Origin of the sequence: Falsiroseomonas sp., from assembly GCF_051860665.1 — a bacterium.
Classification (GTDB): domain Bacteria; phylum Pseudomonadota; class Alphaproteobacteria; order Acetobacterales; family Acetobacteraceae; genus Falsiroseomonas.
In genome coordinates this window covers 188,794-206,417 of record NZ_JBHYDM010000005.1, presented here as the reverse complement: position 1 = coordinate 206,417, position 17,624 = coordinate 188,794, and the positions used below count along the sequence as shown (strand labels likewise).

18 protein-coding genes are annotated in these 17,624 nt (G+C 70.9%); 15 read left to right on the top strand and 3 right to left on the bottom strand.

Annotated features, from left to right (window positions below):
* Nucleotides 1-2 precede the first annotated feature (2 nt).
* Both ACTIF1_RS07645 and ACTIF1_RS07640 read right to left on the bottom strand, forming a co-directional pair.
* Complete coding sequence (locus tag ACTIF1_RS07645; RefSeq protein ID WP_439595795.1) at nt 3-737, bottom strand: alpha/beta hydrolase; 735 nt, start codon at nt 735-737, stop codon at nt 3-5.
* The gene (locus ACTIF1_RS07640; RefSeq protein ID WP_439595794.1) at nt 734-1,894 is read right to left on the bottom strand and encodes a fumarylacetoacetate hydrolase family protein; all 1,161 of its coding nucleotides are present in this window, start codon (nt 1,892-1,894) and stop codon (nt 734-736) included. The genes ACTIF1_RS07645 and ACTIF1_RS07640 overlap by 4 nt, the downstream gene beginning before the upstream one ends.
* A 278-nt stretch (nt 1,895-2,172) precedes the next feature.
* On the opposite strand from ACTIF1_RS07640, the gene ACTIF1_RS07635 reads away from it, so the two are divergent.
* The 6 genes from ACTIF1_RS07635 to ACTIF1_RS07610 all read left to right on the top strand — a co-directional run bounded on the left by ACTIF1_RS07635 (nt 2,173) and on the right by ACTIF1_RS07610 (nt 7,552).
* Entirely contained in the window at nt 2,173-3,498 is a 1,326-nt protein-coding gene (locus tag ACTIF1_RS07635) for a tetratricopeptide repeat protein (RefSeq protein ID WP_439595793.1), read from the top strand.
* Between the two features lie 58 nt (nt 3,499-3,556).
* Nucleotides 3,557-3,916, top strand: coding sequence for an ArsR/SmtB family transcription factor (locus ACTIF1_RS07630; protein WP_439595792.1), 360 nt, complete (start codon nt 3,557-3,559; stop codon nt 3,914-3,916).
* Entirely contained in the window at nt 3,913-4,446 is a 534-nt protein-coding gene (locus tag ACTIF1_RS07625) for an SRPBCC family protein (protein WP_439595791.1), read from the top strand. The genes ACTIF1_RS07630 and ACTIF1_RS07625 overlap by 4 nt, the downstream gene beginning before the upstream one ends.
* A 63-nt stretch (nt 4,447-4,509) precedes the next feature.
* Nucleotides 4,510-5,469, top strand: coding sequence for an isopenicillin N synthase family dioxygenase (locus ACTIF1_RS07620; protein WP_439595790.1), 960 nt, complete (start codon nt 4,510-4,512; stop codon nt 5,467-5,469).
* Nucleotides 5,470-5,507: 38 nt separating this feature from the next.
* Complete coding sequence (locus ACTIF1_RS07615) at nt 5,508-6,632, top strand: glycosyltransferase family 4 protein (RefSeq protein WP_439595789.1); 1,125 nt, start codon at nt 5,508-5,510, stop codon at nt 6,630-6,632.
* The gene (locus ACTIF1_RS07610; RefSeq protein ID WP_439595788.1) at nt 6,629-7,552 is read left to right on the top strand and encodes a glycosyltransferase family 9 protein; all 924 of its coding nucleotides are present in this window, start codon (nt 6,629-6,631) and stop codon (nt 7,550-7,552) included. The genes ACTIF1_RS07615 and ACTIF1_RS07610 overlap by 4 nt, the downstream gene beginning before the upstream one ends.
* 3 nt (nt 7,553-7,555) lie before the next feature.
* Here the strand turns inward: ACTIF1_RS07610 and ACTIF1_RS07605 are convergent, their stop codons facing one another.
* Nucleotides 7,556-9,055: an NYN domain-containing protein gene (locus ACTIF1_RS07605; RefSeq protein ID WP_439595787.1), complete on the bottom strand. Its 1,500-nt coding sequence runs from the start codon at nt 9,053-9,055 to the stop codon at nt 7,556-7,558.
* 138 nt (nt 9,056-9,193) lie between these two features.
* On the opposite strand from ACTIF1_RS07605, the gene thrS reads away from it, so the two are divergent.
* From thrS to leuD, 9 genes are all read left to right on the top strand, one after another.
* Entirely contained in the window at nt 9,194-11,158 is a 1,965-nt protein-coding gene (gene thrS, locus ACTIF1_RS07600; RefSeq protein ID WP_439595786.1) for a threonine--tRNA ligase, read from the top strand.
* Nucleotides 11,159-11,285: 127 nt separating this feature from the next.
* Nucleotides 11,286-11,810, top strand: coding sequence for a translation initiation factor IF-3 (infC, locus tag ACTIF1_RS07595; protein WP_439595785.1), 525 nt, complete (start codon nt 11,286-11,288; stop codon nt 11,808-11,810).
* A 226-nt stretch (nt 11,811-12,036) separates the two neighbouring features.
* The gene (gene ffh, locus ACTIF1_RS07590; RefSeq protein ID WP_439595784.1) at nt 12,037-13,422 is read left to right on the top strand and encodes a signal recognition particle protein; all 1,386 of its coding nucleotides are present in this window, start codon (nt 12,037-12,039) and stop codon (nt 13,420-13,422) included.
* Nucleotides 13,423-13,436: 14 nt separating this feature from the next.
* Nucleotides 13,437-13,775, top strand: a complete 339-nt coding sequence (gene rpsP, locus ACTIF1_RS07585; protein WP_439595783.1) for a 30S ribosomal protein S16 — start codon at nt 13,437-13,439, stop codon at nt 13,773-13,775.
* A 26-nt stretch (nt 13,776-13,801) separates the two neighbouring features.
* On the top strand, nt 13,802-14,317 hold the full coding sequence (rimM, locus tag ACTIF1_RS07580) for a ribosome maturation factor RimM (protein WP_439595890.1): 516 nt from the start codon (nt 13,802-13,804) through the stop codon (nt 14,315-14,317).
* Nucleotides 14,314-15,072, top strand: a complete 759-nt coding sequence (trmD, locus tag ACTIF1_RS07575) for a tRNA (guanosine(37)-N1)-methyltransferase TrmD (RefSeq protein ID WP_439595782.1) — start codon at nt 14,314-14,316, stop codon at nt 15,070-15,072. The genes rimM and trmD overlap by 4 nt, the downstream gene beginning before the upstream one ends.
* Before the next feature lie 26 nt (nt 15,073-15,098).
* Nucleotides 15,099-15,482: a 50S ribosomal protein L19 gene (rplS, locus tag ACTIF1_RS07570; RefSeq protein WP_216835628.1), complete on the top strand. Its 384-nt coding sequence runs from the start codon at nt 15,099-15,101 to the stop codon at nt 15,480-15,482.
* Nucleotides 15,483-15,553: 71 nt separating this feature from the next.
* The gene (gene leuC, locus ACTIF1_RS07565; protein ID WP_439595781.1) at nt 15,554-16,972 is read left to right on the top strand and encodes a 3-isopropylmalate dehydratase large subunit; all 1,419 of its coding nucleotides are present in this window, start codon (nt 15,554-15,556) and stop codon (nt 16,970-16,972) included.
* A 1-nt stretch (nt 16,973) separates the two neighbouring features.
* Nucleotides 16,974-17,591 (top strand): 3-isopropylmalate dehydratase small subunit, encoded by a 618-nt coding sequence (gene leuD / locus ACTIF1_RS07560; RefSeq protein WP_439595780.1) that lies wholly within the window; start codon nt 16,974-16,976, stop codon nt 17,589-17,591.
* Nucleotides 17,592-17,624 lie beyond the last annotated feature (33 nt).

Genomic DNA, 17,624 nt, shown 5'->3' with positions numbered 1-17,624 from the left:
TCCTAGGCCAGCAGGGCTTCGAGCGTCTCCGTCAGCAGCCGCAGATCCTCGGGGCGGGACAGGCGGTGGTCGCCATCCTTGATCAGGTGCAGCCGCACATCGCCGCCGGTCAGCGCCTGCACCAGTCGCAGCGCATGCTGCCAGGGCACGTCGGGGTCGGCCATGCCCTGCAGGATGCGGACGGGGCAGGGCAGGTCGAGCGGGCCCGGGAGCACGGACCGGGTGCGGCCATCCTCGATGAGCGCGCGCGTCACCGGCGTGGGCTCGCCGTATTGGCTCGGCAGGTGGATGACGCCGCGCTGCATCACCTCCGCCCGCTGCGCTTCGGAGAAGGCCGGCCACATCAGCGTTTCGGTGAAATCGGGCGCGGGGGCGAGGCCGATGAAGCCGGCCAGGCGCGCCGCGCGCTGCCGCGCCAGCAGCAGCCCGATCCAGCCGCCCATGGAGGAGCCGACCAGCACCTGCGGCCCCGTGGTCAAGGCATCGAAGAGGGCGAGCGCATCGGCGGCCCATTGCCCGATGGTGCCGTCCTCGAACCGGCCTGCCGATGCGCCATGCCCGGAATAGTCCAGCCGCAGGAAGGCACGGCCCGTGGCGGCGCAATGGTCGCGCAGCGCCAGGGCCTTGGACCCCTGCATGTCGCTCCGAAACCCCGGCAGGAAGACCACGCCGGGGCCACGCCCGGGCAGCCGCGCCCAGGCGAGGCGGCCGTCCAGGCGGCCGGTTTCCTCCGTCATGCCGGGAAACCGCGCTTGGCCAGGCTGGCCATCAGCGCGCCGATGCCGAAGCGCCAGGGCGGGCAGGAATCGGTGCGGTCCACCTCATTCTCCAGCGCGCCGAGGCGCGGCGTCGCGATGCGCACCACATCGCCGGGGTGATGCGTGAAGCCCATGCCCGCCGCGCCGCGATCCTTGGAGGGCGAGAAGGGCGTGCCGAGGAACAGCACCGCGCCATCCGGATACTGGTGATGCGCGCCGATCATCTGGCCCACCACCTCCGTCGGGTCGCGGGAGATGGCGCCGATGCGGCCCGTCTCCTCCAGTGCGAAGCCGTCGCGGCCGGTGATGGTCAGGGTGAGTTCGCCCTGGCGGATATCCTCCAGCGTGAAGCCCTCGTCGAAGAGGCGGATCAGCGGGCCGAGCGCGCAGGCCGCGTTGTTGTCCTTGGCGCGGCCGAGCAGCAGCGCGCTGCGCCCCTCCACGTCGCGCAGGTTCACGTCGTTGCCGAGCGTGGCGCCGAGGATCGTGCCGCGCGCATTCACCACCATCACCGCCTCCGGCTCCGGATTCGACCACTGGCTGACCGGATGCACGCCAACCTTGGCGCCGGGGCCGACGGCGGAAAGCACGGGCGCCTTGGTAAAAATCTCCGCATCCGGGCCGATGCCGACTTCCAGGTACTGGCTCCACCATCCCTTGGCGACGAGCGCCGCCTTCACCCGCGCCGCTTCCGGGCTGCCGGGCACCAGGTTCGCCAGGTCGTCGCCGATCATGCCGCGCACCTCGGCGCGGATCGCCTCCGCCTGGCTGGCATCGCCGCGGCAGCGCTCCTCGATCACGCGTTCCAGCATGGAGCGCACATAGGTGACGCCGGCGGCCTTGATGACCTGCAGGTCGATCGGCGCCAGCAGCCAGGGCTTTTGCGGGTCGCGCGCCGCGTGATGCGCATTGGCGAGCGCGGCCGGCAGGTCCAGCGCGGCCTTCACGCCGCGCGCGGCGATGGCGGCGATGGGGTCCTCGCTGTTCAGCCAGGCGCTGGCGGTGCCGAAGGCGGGGGTCATGTCGAAGGCCTGGCCGTGCCGCAGCGCGAAGACGCAGGGGCCCTCCGGCGTCATCAGGCGCAGCGCGAAGCTGCCGGTCTCGAGGTCCTGCGGCAGGGCGGAAGGCTGGGTCATGGCGGGCTGGCTTTCCCTTCTTGGACCGGCCCAGCCTAGAGCAATATCCGTCGATTCAAAGGCTTCTTGAGCGCAGGATGCGCCTGGGCGCTGACCAGCCCAGGCCGCCCGCGACACAGGAGATGCAGGCGAAACCGATTTCCCCCGCGCCCCGCAATCGGGATGAAACGCAAAGCCGCGACATACCGCGCCCCCCGCAAGGGACTGCCGCGGGGTCTGCGCCGGATCTGCCGGCCCGCCCCTGGCGGCGCCAACCCATCCCGAGTGAGTTCGAAGACATGACGATCACCGATCGCTACGGCAATACGCTGTCCACCGCCAACCGGTCCGCCGTGGAGCGGCTCGACCAGGGAGTGGAGGCGATCCTCGGCTTCCGCGCCGATCCGCTGGCGGAGGCCGATGCCGCCATCGCGGCCCAGCCCGACTTCGCCATGGCGCATGCCTTCCGCGCCAATCTGATGGTGATGTCCGGCGAGGCCGCGGCCGCCGCGGAGGGGCTGCGCAGCGTGGCGGCGGGCGAGGCGCTCCGCCATGCGAATGCGCGGGAGCTGGCGCATCTGGCCGCCGCGCGCGCCTGGTGCGAGGGCGACTTGGCGCTGGCCCAGGCCCGCTACGGCGCCCTCAGCGCGGCGCATCCGCGCGACCTCTGCGCGCTGCAGCTGGCGCATGCCGTCGACTTCTTCCTGGGCCATGCCACGGGCCTGCGCGACCGGCCTTCGGAGGCGATGCGCGACTGGCGGGAGGGCGAGGACGGCTTCTCCTGGCTGCTCGGCATGCAGGCCTTCGGGCTGGAGGAATGCGGCGCCTATGACGCGGCGGAGCGCGCAGGCCGCATGGCGCTGGCGCTGAACCGGCGCGATGCCTGGGCCACCCATGCGGTGGCGCATGTGATGGAGATGCAGGGCCGGGAGGCGGAGGGCATGGCCTTCCTGGCCGCAAGCGAGGCGGATTGGAGCGCCGCCGGCCTGCTCGCCGTGCACAACTGGTGGCACCTGGCGCTGTATCACCTGGAGCAGGGCGCGCAGGAGGCGGTGCTGGCGATCTACGACCGCGCCATCGCGCCGCATGCTGGCAGCGTCGCGCTGGAGCTGGTGGATGCCTCCGCCATGCTCTGGCGGCTGATGCTGCGCGGCATCGAGACCGGCGGGCGCTTCGCCGCCGTCTCCGCGGCCTGGGAAAGGACCGGCGGCGCCGGCTTCTCTGCCTTCAACGACCTGCATGCGGTGATGGCGCATCTGGGCGCGGATCGGGCGGAGCCGGCCGGGCAGGTGCTGGACGCGATGCGCCAGGCGGCGGCGGGGCAGGGCACCAATGCGCGGATCACCCGCAGCATCGGCCTGCCGCTGGCCGAGGGCTTCGCCGCGTTTCACCGCGGTGCCCATGCGGCGGCGGTGGCGCGGCTGGCGCCGGTGGCGGGGCTGGCGATCGGCTTCGGCGGGTCCCATGCGCAGCGCGACGTGATCTGGCTGACCCTGCTGGAGGCGGCGCTGCGGGCGGATGAGCGCGGCATGGCGCGCGACCTGGCGGGGCGGCGGCTGGCGGCGAAGCCGGAGAGCCCTTTCGCGCGGGCGCAGATGGCGCGGGTCCAGGCCCGCGCGGCCTGAGCGGAAACAATCAACCATTCGGTTGACAGTCGCCGGGTGACGGGGCATATTCAACTGCATGGTTGAATTCTCCCCGCCCCAGCTCGATACCGTCTTCCACGCCCTCGGCGATGCCACGCGGCGGCGCATGCTGCGCCACCTCGCCGAGGGCGAGCGCACGGTCGGCGACCTGGCGAAACCCTTCGCCATGTCGCTGGCCGCGGCCTCCAAGCACATCAAGGCGCTGGAGGCGGCGGGGCTGATCCACCGCGAGGTGCGCGGCCGCACCCATCTGTGCCGCCTCGCACCCGGGCCGCTGGCCAGCGCGCATCGCTGGCTCGGCTTCTACGAGCGCTTCTGGACCGAGAGGCTGGATGGGCTCGAGCGCCTCCTCCGCGAGGAGGATGCGCGCCGCACCCCCGAAGGAGACAAGCGATGAACGACCTCGCGACCCTCGATGCCTATGGCGTGCTGACCGAGCCCACCACGCTCACCATCCAGCGCCTGCTGCCCGGCCCGATCGAGCGCATCTGGGCCTATCTGACGGAAAGCGAGCTGCGCCGCCGCTGGCTGGCGGCCGGCGAGATGGAGCTGCGGCTCGGTGCCACCACGGAGCTGGTCTGGCGCAACGAGCAGCTGAACGACCCGCCGACGCGCCGCCCCGAAGGCTTTGGCGAGGAGCACCGGATGCAGGTGGAGATCACGGAGCTCGATCCGCCGCATCGGCTCGGCATCAGCTGGGGCGGCACCGGCGGCGTGACCTTCGTGCTGGAGCCGCAGGGCCGCGAGGTGCTGCTGACCGTGATCCATCGCCGGGTGGAGGATCGCGCGACGCTGCTGAATGTCAGCGCCGGCTGGCATGCGCATCTCGACATGCTGGTGGCGGATGCGACGGGCGGGGTGAAGCCGCGCCACTGGGACCATTGGACGCGGCTGCGGGCGGAGTATGACCGGCGCCTGCCGGCCTGACGCCGCGGCTTCACGCGGGGCCGGTTCCGCGTGCAGCATGGCGGCAGCCGAGGGAGCTCCGCCATGCCTGACACCGTCCCCATCATCGACGTGGCCGGGCTGCGCGAGGCGGACTCCAGCGCGCGCCGTGCGGTCGCGGCCGAGCTTGGCGCCGCCTGCCGCGGCGCCGGCTTCTTCCTGGTCACCGGCCATGGCATTCCGGAGGCGGTGACGCAGGGGCTGTTCGGCGCGGCGCGCGCCCTCTTCGCCCTGCCGGATGCGGCCAAGCAGGCCGTCTCCATCCGCCGCTCGCCGCACAATCGCGGCTATGTCGGCCTGTCCGAGGAGCAGCTGGACCCCACGAAACCCGCGGACCGGAAGGAAGCCTTCAATGTTGGCCTGGATCTGGCGCCGGATGACCCGGAGGTGCTGGCCGGGATGCCTTTCCGCGGCGTGAACCTGTGGCCGGAGGGGGCGCCGGAGTTGCGCGCCGCCATCCTGGCGCATTTCGACGCGGCCTGGGCCCTGGGCCGGCTGCTGCATCGCGGCTTCGCGCTGGACCTGGGAACTGCGGAAGATTTCTTCGAGGACAAGCTGGACCGTCCGCTCGCGACGCTGCGGCTGCTGCACTACCCGGCCGGCCAGGCCGGCGATGCGACGCTCGGCGCGGGCGAGCACACCGACTACGGCAATGTCACCGTGCTCGCGACCGATGGCGTGGCGGGGCTGGAGGTGAAGCACCGCAGCGGTGGGTGGGAGGAGGTGCCACAGGTGCCGGGCGCCTTCGTCTGCAATATCGGCGACTGCCTGATGCGCTGGACCAACGACGTCTATGTCTCGACCCCGCATCGGGTCCGGGCGCCGGCCGCGGAGCGCTATTCCGCCGCCTTCTTCCTCGATCCCAATCCGGACACGCTGGTGGCCGTGCTGCCCGGCTGCACCGGGCCCGGAAACCCCGCGCGCTATCCGCCGGTGACCGGCGCCGATTACCTGCGTCAGAAGCTGGACGCGACCTATGCCCACAGGCGCAAGCCCGCTGGCTGATGGACGCCCCGCATCGGCGGGGGTAGGAACGGCGCGCCATGACCCTGCCCCCTGCCGTGCTCCAGGTGCTGCCCGCTCTGGCCTCCGGCGGGGTGGAGCGCGGCACCATCGAAATCGCCGAGGCGATCCGCGATGCGGGGCTGCGCCCGATCGTCGCCTCCGCCGGCGGCGCGCTGGTGGCGGATCTGGCGGCGCTCGGCGTGCCGCATGTGACGCTGCCGCTGGCGACGAAATCGCCGCTCGCCATCTGGCGCAATGCGGCGGCGCTGGCGGCGCTGGCGCGCGGGCAGGGCGTGCGCATCATCCATGCGCGGTCGCGCGCACCCGCCTGGTCCGCGCTGCTGGCGGCACGGCGCACGGGCGCGGCCTTCGTCACCACCTATCACGGCGCCTATAACGAGAACCTGCCCGGCAAGCGCCTGTACAATTCCGTCATGGCCCGCGGCGACCGCGTGATCGCCATCAGCCGCTTCATCGCGGAGCTGATCGAGGCGCGGCACGGCGTGCCCGCCGCCCGCATCCGCCTGATCCCGCGCGGCGTCGATCCGCGCCGCTTCGACCCCGCCGCCGTGCCGGCCGAGGCCATCGCCGCGCAGCGCGCGGCCTGGGGCGCGGCGCCAGGCGAGGCCGTGATCCTGCTGCCGGGGCGGCTGACGCGCTGGAAGGGCCAGGCGGTGCTGGTGCAGGCGCTGGCGCATCTGCCCAGCCATACCCGCGTCGTGCTCGCCGGCGGCGGGCGCGAGGGCTTTCGCGATGAGCTGCTGGCCCTGGCGGCGCGGCTCGGCCTGGGCGACCGCCTGCGCATCGCCGGCCATGTGCCGGAGCTGGCGCTGGCATTGGCCGCCGCCGATATCGTGGTGCATGCCAGCACCGATCCCGAAGCCTTCGGCCGCACCGTCATCGAGGCCCAGGCCATGGCAAGGCCGGTGATCGCCGCCGATCTCGGCGGGCCGCGGGAGACGGTGGAACACGGCGTCACCGGCTGGCGCGTGCCACCCGGCGATCCGGCTGCGCTCGCCGCGCTGCTGGCGCAGGTCCTGGCGATGCCGGAAGCCGCGCGCCAGGCGGTGGGCGACGCCGCGCGGCAATCCGTGCTGCGTCACTACAGCACGGGCGCGATGCAGGCCGCGACCCTCGACGTCTATCGGGAGCTTCTGGGATGACCGAACCCGCCATCCTGGTGATCCGCCTGGGCGCGCTGGGCGATTTCGTGCAGTCCTTCGGCCCCTTCGCCGCGATCCGCGCGCATCACCCCGGCGCGCGCATCGTGCTGCTGACCACGCCGCCCTTCGCGGAGCTGGCCCGGCGCAGCCCCTGGTTCGACGAGGTCTGGTCCGAAGGCCGGCCCGCCTGGCACGACCCCCGCGCCGTGCTCGGCCTGCGCCGGCGGCTGCGCCAGGCGCGCTTCGGACGGGTCTATGACCTGCAGACCTCCGGCCGCTCCTCCCGCTACCGGTGGCTGGTGGGGCTGGGCGTGGAGTGGTCCGGCGTGGCGCGCGGCGCCTCCCACCCGCATGACAATCCGGACCGCAACAGGCTGCACACCATCGAGCGGCAGCGGGAACAGCTGCAGGCGGCCGGCATCACGCGCTTCCCGGCGCCGGATCTCGGCTGGCTGGCGGCCGACCTCTCGGCCTTCGACCTGCCGGAACGCTTTGCCTTGCTGGTGCCGGGCGCCTCGCCGCAGCGGCCGGGCAAGCGGTGGCCGGAGGGGCGCTTCGCCGCCTTCGCGGCCGAGAGCCCCGTGCCCTGCCTGGTGCTGGGTGGCAAGGCGGAGGCGGAGATGGCGGCGCGCATCGTCGCCGCGGTGCCCGGGGCGGTGAACCTCGCCGGCCGCACCGGCTTCGCCGAGATCGCCGCCCTGGCCCGGCGCGCCAGATTCGCGCTGGGCAATGACACGGGGCCGACGCATCTCATCGCCGCCGCCGGCTGCCCGACGCTGGCGCTGTTCGGCGGCGACAGCGACCCGGCGCTCTGTGCCCCGCGCGGCCCCAGCGTGGCGGTGCTGCGGCATGTGCCGCTGGCGGGGCTGGGGTTGGAGGCGGTGCGCGCCGCCCTGGCGGGGCTTTCGGCGCCCGCCTGATCCTCACCCGAGCCCGGACTGGGTCCAGGCGCGCAGGGCCTCGGTCTCCGCCTCGCTCAGCTTCTCGCCCAGCGCGCGCAGCGTATTGACCAGCGTGGCGAAGAGCACCCGGGCCAGGCGGCCCGCGCCTTCCGGCGTCGCCGGCTCGTGCAGCTTGACGTAGCCCCGCATCAGCCAGCGCAGCAGGGCCGTCACCTCCCGCGCCGAGACGCAATGGCCCTGCGCGGCGGCGGCCTCCGCCAGTTCGGCCGCGGCCGTGGCGGGGTCCAGCGGCAGGGCGGCCGAGATGGCATGCAGCAGGAAGCCGAGCTCGGCCGGGCTGAAGGTGGGCAGGTCGTGCGGCAGTCCCTTGGGGTCGCGCGAGCCCCAGAGCAGGTCGCGCAGCAGCTGCGCGACCTGGGCCATGGCAATCTCCGGGCTGAGCGCGGGGGGCGGCGCTTCGGCCGGGGGATCCGCGGCCGGCTCCGGGGCGGGCTGCGCTTCGGCCCTGGCCGTCTCCGGCTCCGCCTCCTCCTCGGGCGCCGAATCGCCCGGCGCCGCGCCGCGCTCCGCATCAAATACCCAGCGCCGGGTGGGCGGGCCGGAGAGGGAAAGGCGGCGGTCGCGCGCCTCCTCGATCAGCGCGCCGAGCGAGCCCGCCCCGGCATAGTCGGTGTTGCGCAGCGCGGGGAAGGCGCGGGGCAGGGCCTGGCCGAGATCGGTCAGGCGCAGGGCGCCGTTCGGGCTGCGCGCCACCGCCTCCCGCACCCAGTCCAGCGCCTGGGCGCGGAGCGTGGCGAGGTCCGGGCGCGGCTCCGCGGCGCGGGGCGGGGCGGGCTGCGGCGTGGGGGGCGCCCCGGGCGGAACCACGGGCGGCACCACGGGCGGCACCATGGGGGGCGCGTGTGCGGAGAATTGCGCGATGGGCAGGTTGCCCATGCCGGCATGGGCGAATTCATCCAGCCCCACCACCATGTCCGCCGCCGCCAGATAGGCGGCCTTGGCGGTATCCTGCGCCAGCACGGTCACCCGCCGGTCATGCGCGCGCAGCCGGGCCAGGGCCGGCAGGAAGTCGCTGTCGCCCGAGAGCAGCACGAATTCGTCGAAATGCGTCCGGTGATCCAGCGCCTCCCGGATATCGAGCGCCATCTTCATATCGGCGCTGTTCTTCAGCCAGGCGATGGGCGGGCAATCCACCACGTCGAAGCCGGCCTGGACGAAGGCGGCGCGGAATTCGGAATAATAGGTGCGGTTGCGCAGGTCCCGCGCGGCCCGGTAGCGGGCCACCGGCCGGCCGAGCTGGAAATCGTGGAATCCGCCCGGGTTCAGGTAGCAGCGGCGCACCAGGGTGCGGCGGGTGGCGGGCCGGCTGCCGTCCTCCCGCCCCTCCAGCCAGGCGAGCCAGGCATCCGGCCGTTCCCCGAAGGCATAGGCCGCCCGCTCGTCCCAGCGCAGCAGAGCCATGAAGACATTGTCGAAATCGACGTAAAGGGCCGCGCGCGGCGGCGGGGCTTGATCGGTCATCGGGGCACCCAGGCAAAAAAACGATGAGTCATGAAGGTCATGCGGCACCAGCCATGCCATGCCGCGCCTTGACGGCGGGGCAACAGGCTGGCCATGGTCCGCGCCCCTTATCGCACAGCCCAGGAGCCTTGTATTCCAATGCCCGCGATCACCCTGCCTGACGGTTCCGTCCGCGATTTCGCCGGGCCCGTCACGGGCACGACGGTCGCGGCCAGCATCGGCCCCGGCCTGGCCAAGGCCGCGCTTGCCATGCAGGTGGACGGGAAGCTGCGCGACCTGTCGGACGAGATCGCGCAGGATGCCAGCCTGCGCTTCATCACCCGCCGCGACCCCGAGGCGCTGGAGATGATCCGGCACGATGCCGCCCATGTGCTGGCGGAGGCGGTGCAGGACCTGTTCCCCGGCACCCAGGTGACCATCGGCCCGACCATCGAGAACGGCTTCTACTACGATTTTTTTCGCAACCAGCCCTTCAGCGTCGAGGACTTTGCCGCGATCGAGGCGCGGATGCGCGAGATCGTCGCCCGCAACGCGGCGTTCCAGCGCAGCGTGGTGTCCCGCGCCGAGGCCACCGCGCTGTTCGAGAAGAAGGGCGAGGCCTTCAAGGTTGAACTCATTCGCGACCTGCCGGAGGGCGTGGAGATCAGCCTCTACAGCCAGGGCGACTGGATCGACCTCTGCCGCGGGCCGCATATGCGCTCCACCGGCGATGTCGGCACCGCCTTCAAGCTGACGAAGGTCGCCGGCGCCTATTGGCGCGGCAAGCCGGAGAACCCGGTGCTGTCGCGCATCTACGGCACCGCCTGGCGCGACCAGAAGGAGCTGGATGCCTATCTCCTCCAGGTCGAGGAGGCCGAGAAGCGCGACCACCGCCGCATCGGCAAGGAAATGGGCCTGTTCCACCTGCAGGAGGAAGCCACCGGCAGCGTCTTCTGGCACCCCAAGGGCTGGAAGCTGTACCGGACGGTCGAGGACTATATGCGCCGCCGCCTGGACCAGGCCGACTACCAGGAGGTGAAGACCCCCCAGCTGGTGGATCGCCGCCTCTGGGAGGAATCGGGGCATTGGGAGAAGTTCCGCCACGCCATGTTCCTCGCCAAGGTCGAGGACAAGGACGAGGCGGACCGCACCTATGCGCTGAAGCCGATGAACTGCCCCTGCCATGTGCAGATCTTCAACCAGGGCGTCCGCAGCTATCGCGAGCTGCCGCTGCGCATGGCCGAATTCGGCGCCTGCCACCGCTTCGAGCCTTCGGGCGCGCTGCACGGCATCATGCGCGTGCGCGCCTTCACCCAGGACGACGCCCATATCTTCTGCGAGGAGCACCAGATCGCGGATGAGACGGTGCGCTTCGTGGCGCTGCTGTCCGGCATCTATCGCGACCTCGGCTTCACCGAGTTCCGCGTCAAATTCTCCGACCGGCCGGCGGTGCGGGCGGGGGATGACGCGACCTGGGACCGCGCGGAAGGCGCGCTGAAGGATGCCTGCGCGATCGCCGGCGTGGAGTATGAGCTGAATCCGGGGGAGGGCGCCTTCTACGGCCCGAAGCTGGAATTCGTCCTGCGCGACGCCATCGGCCGGGACTGGCAATGCGGCACCCTGCAGGTGGACTTCGTGCTGCCGGAGCGGCTGGACGCCGTCTATGCGGCGGAGGACGGCACCCGCAAGCGGCCGGTCATGCTGCACCGGGCGATCCTCGGCTCCTTCGAACGTTTTCTCGGGATCCTGATCGAGCAGCATGCGGGCCGCTTCCCGCTGTGGCTGGCGCCGGTGCAGGTCGTGGTGGCGACCATCGTCTCGGATGCCGATGACTATGCCCGGCAGGCCGCGGCGGCCCTGGCCAAGGCCGGACTGCGGGTGGAACTCGACCTGCGGAACGAGAAGATCAACCGCAAGGTGCCCGACCATATCGCCCAGCGCGTGCCGGTGCTGGCCGTGGTCGGGCGGCGGGAGGCGGAGGAGGGCATGCTGGTGCTGCGCCGCCTGCCGGGGCGGGAGCAGGAGAGCCTGCCGCTTTCGGAGGCAGTCGCCCGCGTGGTGACCGAAGCCACGCCGCCGGACCTCACCGCCGCCGCCGTTTCGGCGCCTATCGCGGCGCAATAATGCCATATTTTGCGGAGTCGCGCGCCAGGGGCGCGCGGCTCCCGCTTGCTTCGGCGGGGTCGCATCGCCATAACAAGCCCGAATTTGCCTTGAACCACGACAGGAGAGCGCTATAGCCCGAGGTCCGATGCCCGCCCAGTTGCCGACGCGCGACGGCCCGCGGGTCAATGAAGACATCCGTGTCCCCCAGGTCCGCCTGATCGATCAGGATGGTGAGATGATCGGGGTGATGTCGGCGCGCGAGGCTTTGCTACGGGCCTATGAGGTCGGACTCGACCTGCTCGAGATCAGCCCCAACGCCGTGCCGCCGGTCTGCAAGATCACGGATTACGGCAAGTACAAGTACGAGCAGCAGAAGAAGGCCAATGAGGCGCGCAAGCGCCAGAAGGTCGTTGAGCTGAAGGAAATCAAGGTCCGTCCGAATATCGACGACCACGATTACGAAGTGAAGATGCGCCAGATGAAGGAATTCATCGGCGAGGGCGACAAGGTGAAGGTCACGCTCCGCTTCCGTGGCCGCGAGATGGCGCACCAGGACCTTGGCTTGAAGGTGCTGGACCGGATCCGGACGGAGCTGGCGGAGGCCACCAAGGTGGAATCCATGCCGCGCCTGGAAAACCGCCAGATGATCATGGTGCTCGCGCCCAAGTAAGGTTGCGGGAATGGCCGGCCGGGGATGCTCCCCGGCCGAGCCCCGAATGCCACCGCGGCTTGACCGCGGGCGGGGCGGGGCGGTAGGAGACGCTTTATCAGGCACCCCCTGATGTCTTGGTCGCCCCGTCCAGAACGGGTCGGCTCCGTCGCTCCGCGAAGACTCGCGCAGCGGCGCGATTTCGTTTGGGGGCGTCGCAAGGGTATGAAGGGGTAGATCCGCCACGATGTTCGAGGCGCTGGGCAACAGGCTGACAGGGGTTTTCGACAAGCTGCGCCGTCGCGGTGCGCTGTCGGATGCCGATGTCGCGGAGGCGCTGCGGGAAGTCCGCGTGGCGCTGCTGGAAGCCGATGTCGCCCTGCCGGTGGTGAAGGACCTGGTGAACCGCGTGCGCGATCGCGCCGTGGGCCAGGAGGTCATCCGCAGCGTCTCCCCCGCCCAGCAGGTTATTAAAATCGTCAACGACGCGCTGGTCGAAGCGCTGGGTGGCGGCGAAGGTGACGACGGCAAGCGCGGCATCGACCTGAACGCGCCGTCCCCGCTGCCGATCCTGATGGTCGGTCTGCAGGGCTCGGGCAAGACCACGACATCAGGAAAAATCGCGCTGCGGCTGCGGACGCGGGATCGCAAGAAGGTCCTGCTCGCCTCGCTCGACGTGCATCGCCCGGCGGCGCAGTTGCAGCTGCAGCAGCTGGCGGATCGCGCCGAGGTCACCTGCCTGCCGATCATCGCCGGCCAGAAGCCGCTGGAGATCGCGGCGCGCGCGCTGGACGTGGCGCGCCGCGAGCTCTTCGACGTCGTCATCCTCGACACTGCCGGTCGCCTGTCCATCGACGCCGAGCTGATGGCCGAAGTCGCGGCGGTGAAGGCCTTCGCAAAGCCGCACGAGACGCTGCTGGTGGTCGATGCCATGACCGGCCAGGACGCGGTGCAGACGGCGCGCGCCTTCAACGAACAGGTGGGCGTCACCGGCATCGTCATGACGCGCGTCGATGGCGATGCGCGCGGTGGCGCGGCGCTGTCCATGCGGGCCGTCACCGGCGCGCCGATCAAGCTGCTCGGCGCCGGCGAGAAGCTGGATGCGCTGGAGGATTTTCACCCCGACCGCATCGCCAACCGCATCCTCGGCATGGGAGACATCGTCTCCCTGGTCGAGCGTGCGGCGGAGACCATCGACCAGGCCGAGGCCGAAAAGCTCGCCCGGAAGATGCAGAAGGGGTCCTTCGACCTCGAGGACTACGCCCAGCAGATCAAGCAGATCGGCAAGATGGGCTCACTCTCCGGCATCCTCGGCATGCTGCCCGGCATCGGCAAGATGAAGGCGCAGATCGAGAACGCGAATCTCGATCAGTCCATGCTGAAGCGCCAGGCCGCGATCATCTCCTCGATGACGGTGAAGGAACGGCGGAAGCCGGAGCTCATCAAGGCCTCGCGCAAGAAGCGCATCGCGGCCGGCTCCGGCACCACGGTTCAGGAAGTCAATCGCCTGCTGAAGCAGTTCGACGACATGTCGGACATGATGAAGCGGATGAACAAGATGGGCCAGAAGGGAATGATGCGCGGCGGTCTCGCCTCGCTCATGCCCGGCCTCGGCAACAAACGACCTTTCTAGGAGCAAGAGTACAGATGGGCCTCAAGATCCGCCTCGCCCGCGCTGGCGCCAAGAAGCGTCCCTACTACCACATCGTGGTGGCCGACAGCCGCAGCCCGCGCGACGGCCGCTTCATCGAGAAGCTGGGCAGCTACAACCCGATGCTGCCGGCCGACCATGCCGATCGCGTGCGCCTCTTCGCCGAGCGCATCGTCTACTGGAAGTCCGTCGGCGCCCTGCCGACCGAGCGCGTGGCGAAGTTCCTGGGCCATGCCGGCCTGGCGCCGATGCCGGTCTATCCGGAGCAGCCGAAGCAGTCCGCGCCGAAGAAGAAGGCGCAGGAGCGCGCCGCCGCCGCCGCCGCCGCGGGCTGAACTGAGGAGCCGGATCGGTGACGCGGGTGCAGCGGGTGATCGTGGGCGAGATCGGCAGGCCGCATGGCGTGCGCGGCCTCGTGCGCCTGCGCGCCTTCACCGCCGACCCGGCCGCCATCGCCAGCTATGGCCCGCTGACCGATGAGGCCGGCACCCGCCGCTTCGCCGTGACGCCGCTGCCGGATGGCATCGCGCGCATCGAGGGCGTGTCGGACCGTGACCAGGCCGCGCGGCTGACGGGTGTGAAGCTCTACGCCGATCGCGACCGCCTGCCGCCTCCCGAGGATCCGGAGGAGTTTTTCCTCTGCGATCTCGAGGGCCTTGCCGCCCATGGTGAGGACGGTTCCGTACTTGGGGTGGTGCGCGCGGTGGAGGATCACGGCGCGGGTCCCTTCCTGGTGGTGGATGGCAAGGCGGGGGAACTGCTGCTGCCCTTCACCAAGGCCGTGGTGCCGGTGGTGGACGTCGCCGCCGGCCGCCTCACCGTCGTGCCGCCGGCCGAGATCGTCGTCGCTCCCCAGCCCGGGGAAGACGCGGCATGACCTGGCAGGCGACCATCCTGACCCTGTTTCCGGAAATGTTTCCGGGGCCGCTCGGCCTGTCCCTGGCGGGCAAGGCGCTGCGCGAGGGGCGCTGGGCGATGGAGGCCATGGATATCCGGGGCTTTGCCACCGATCGGCACCGCAGCGTGGACGACACGCCCTTCGGTGGCGGGGCGGGGATGGTGATGCGGCCGGATGTGCTGGACGCGGCCTGCGAAGCCGCCACCGCCGCCAATCCCGGCGCGCCGCTGGTCTATCTGACGCCGCGTGGGCGTCTGCTGGACCAGGCCCTCGTCCGTGACCTGTCGGCCGGCCCCGGCGTGGTGCTGCTCTGCGGCCGCTACGAGGGGGTGGACCAGCGGGTGATCGAAGCCCGGGGCATGGTCGAGGTCTCCGCCGGGGATTTCGTGCTGTCGGGTGGTGAGCCCGCGGCGCTGCTGCTGCTCGATGCCTGCATCCGGCTGCTGCCGGGCGTGATGGGCGGAGCGGCCAGCGCGGCGGAGGAAAGCCACGGCACGGACGGCCTGCTGGAATATCCGCACTATACCCGCCCCGCCGAATGGCAGGGCCGCCGCGTGCCCGATGTGCTGCTCTCCGGCCACCATGCCGAAGTGGCCCGCTGGCGCCGCGCCGAGGCGGAGGCCGCGACCCGCGCGCGGCGGCCGGACCTCTGGGACCAATTCACCCGCCGCAAGGCGGACCAACCGAACACGGCCAAGGCGGGGCGGCTGGACGGCCACCCGGCCGCCGCCTAGATGCATCAATTGGAAGGAACCACCCGATGAACCTGCTCCAGCAGTTCGAGGCCGCCCAGCAGGCGCGCCTCTCCGAGAACCGCCCGACGCCGGCCTTCGATGCGGGCGATACGCTCCGCGTCATGGTGAAGGTCGTCGAAGGCGAGCGCACCCGCGTGCAGGCCTATGAAGGCGTCTGCATCGCGCGCAGCAACCGCGGCCTGAACAGCAACTTCACGGTGCGCAAGCTGTCCTACGGCGAGGGCGTGGAGCGCATCTTCCCGCTCTACTCCCCGAACGTGGCGGAGATCGTGGTGGTCCGCCGCGGCAAGGTGCGGCGCGCCAAGCTGTATTACCTGCGTGGCCGGACCGGCAAGTCCGCGCGCATCGAGGAGCGGGCGCGCGACAAGCGCGAGACCGCGGCAGCCTGATCCGGCTTCGGCCCCGCCAGTACGGGCGGGGCCAATGGCTGGGGAGGGCAAGAAGGCAAGAGGGGAAAGCGATGGCCAAGCCACGCACGCTGTTCGACAAGATCTGGGATGCGCATGTCGTGGAGACGCTGCCGGATGGCACCGCCGTTCTCTACATCGACAAGCACCTCACCCACGAAGTCACCAGCCCCCAGGCCTTCGAGGGACTTCGCATGGCCGGCCGCAAGGTGCGCCGGCCGGATGCGACCATCGCGGTGGTCGACCACAACATCGCCACCGATGCCTCCCGCTACGGCCGCATCGAGGATCCCGAGAGCCGCCAGCAGGTCGAGACGCTGGAGCGCAACGTCGTCGAATTCGGCGTGCCCTATATTCCGCTGACCGACATCCGCCAGGGCATCGTGCATGTCATCGGGCCGGAGCTGGGCCTGTCCCTGCCGGGCATGACGCTGGTCTGCGGCGACAGCCATACCTCCACCCATGGCGCGCTGGGCGCGCTGGCCTTCGGCATCGGCACGTCGGAGGTGGAGCATGTGATGGCCACCCAGACGCTGCTGCAGAAGCCGGCCAGGAACATGCGGGTGACGGTGAACGGCAAGCTGCCGGCCGGCTGCACGGCCAAGGACATCGTGCTGGCCATCATCGGCAAGATCGGCACCGGCGGCGGCACCGGCCATGTCATCGAATATGCCGGCGAGGCGATCCGCGCGCTGGACATGGCCGGGCGCATGACGCTCTGCAACATGACCATCGAGGCCGGCGCCCGCGCCGGCATGGTGGCGCCGGACCAGGTGACCTTCGACTACGTCAAGGGCCGCCCCTTCGCGCCGAAGGGCGCGGATTTCGACCGCGCCGTCGCCTGGTGGAAGACGCTGCCCTCCGACGAAGGCGCGCATTTCGACAAGGAAGTGGTGCTGGACGCCGCCGAGATCGCGCCGCAGGTTACCTGGGGCACGAACCCCGAGGCGGTGCTGCCGATCACCGGCCAGGTGCCGGACCCGGCGCTGGTCGAGGATGAGGACCGCCGCGCGCAGATGCAGCGCATGCTGCAATACATGGACCTGCAGCCGGGCCAGAAGCTGGAAGGGCTGAAGATCGACGTCGCCTTCATCGGCTCCTGCACCAATTCGCGCATCGAGGATATCCGCGCCGCCGCCGCCATTGCCCGCGGCAAGAAGGTGGCAGAAGGCGTGCGCGCCCTGGTGGTGCCGGGCTCCGGCCTGGTGAAGAAGCAGGCGGAGGATGAGGGGCTCGACATCGTCCTGAAGGAGGCCGGCTTCGAGTGGCGCGAGGCGGGCTGCTCCATGTGCCTCGGCATGAACCCGGACAAGCTGAAGCCGGGCCAGCGCAGCGCCAGCACCTCCAACCGCAACTTCGAGGGCCGCCAGGGCCCGGGCGGGCGCACGCATCTCGTCTCCCCCGCCATGGCGGCGGCGGCGGCGATCCACGGCCAACTGGTCGATGTGCGCAAGCTTGAGGAGGGGGTGTGAGATGAAGGCCTTCACCACGCTGACCGGCATCGCGGCGCCGATGCCCGCCGCCAATATCGACACCGACAAGATCATCCCGGCGCGCTTCCTGAAGACCATCGCCCGCACCGGCCTCGGCAAGTCGCTGTTCGCGAATATGCGCTACAACGAGGACGGGTCGGAGAACCCGGACTTCGTGCTGAACCAGGAGCCCTATCGGCACGCCGAGATCCTGATCGCCTTCGACAATTTCGGCTGCGGCTCGTCGCGCGAACATGCGCCCTGGGCGCTGCTGGATTTCGGCATCCGCTGCGTCATCGCGCCGGATTTCGCCGACATCTTCCACTCCAACAGCTTCAAGAACGGCGTGCTGCCGGTGGCGCTGCCGCGCGAGGTGTGTGAGCAGCTGATGGAGGATGCACGGATGGGCGGCAATGCGCGCCTGACCGTGGATCTGGAGCGCCAGGTGGTGGTGCGGCCGAACGGGGAGGAGATTCCCTTCAAGGTCGATCCCTTCCGCCGCCACCTGCTGCTGAACGGGCTGGACGATATCGGCCAGACGATGCAGCACGCGCCGGCGATCGATGGCTTCGAGGCCAAGCAGCGCGCTTCCCAGCCCTGGTTGTACGCCGAGACCTGAGTGGCTTTGGGGGCCGTCCTGGCCCCCACCCCG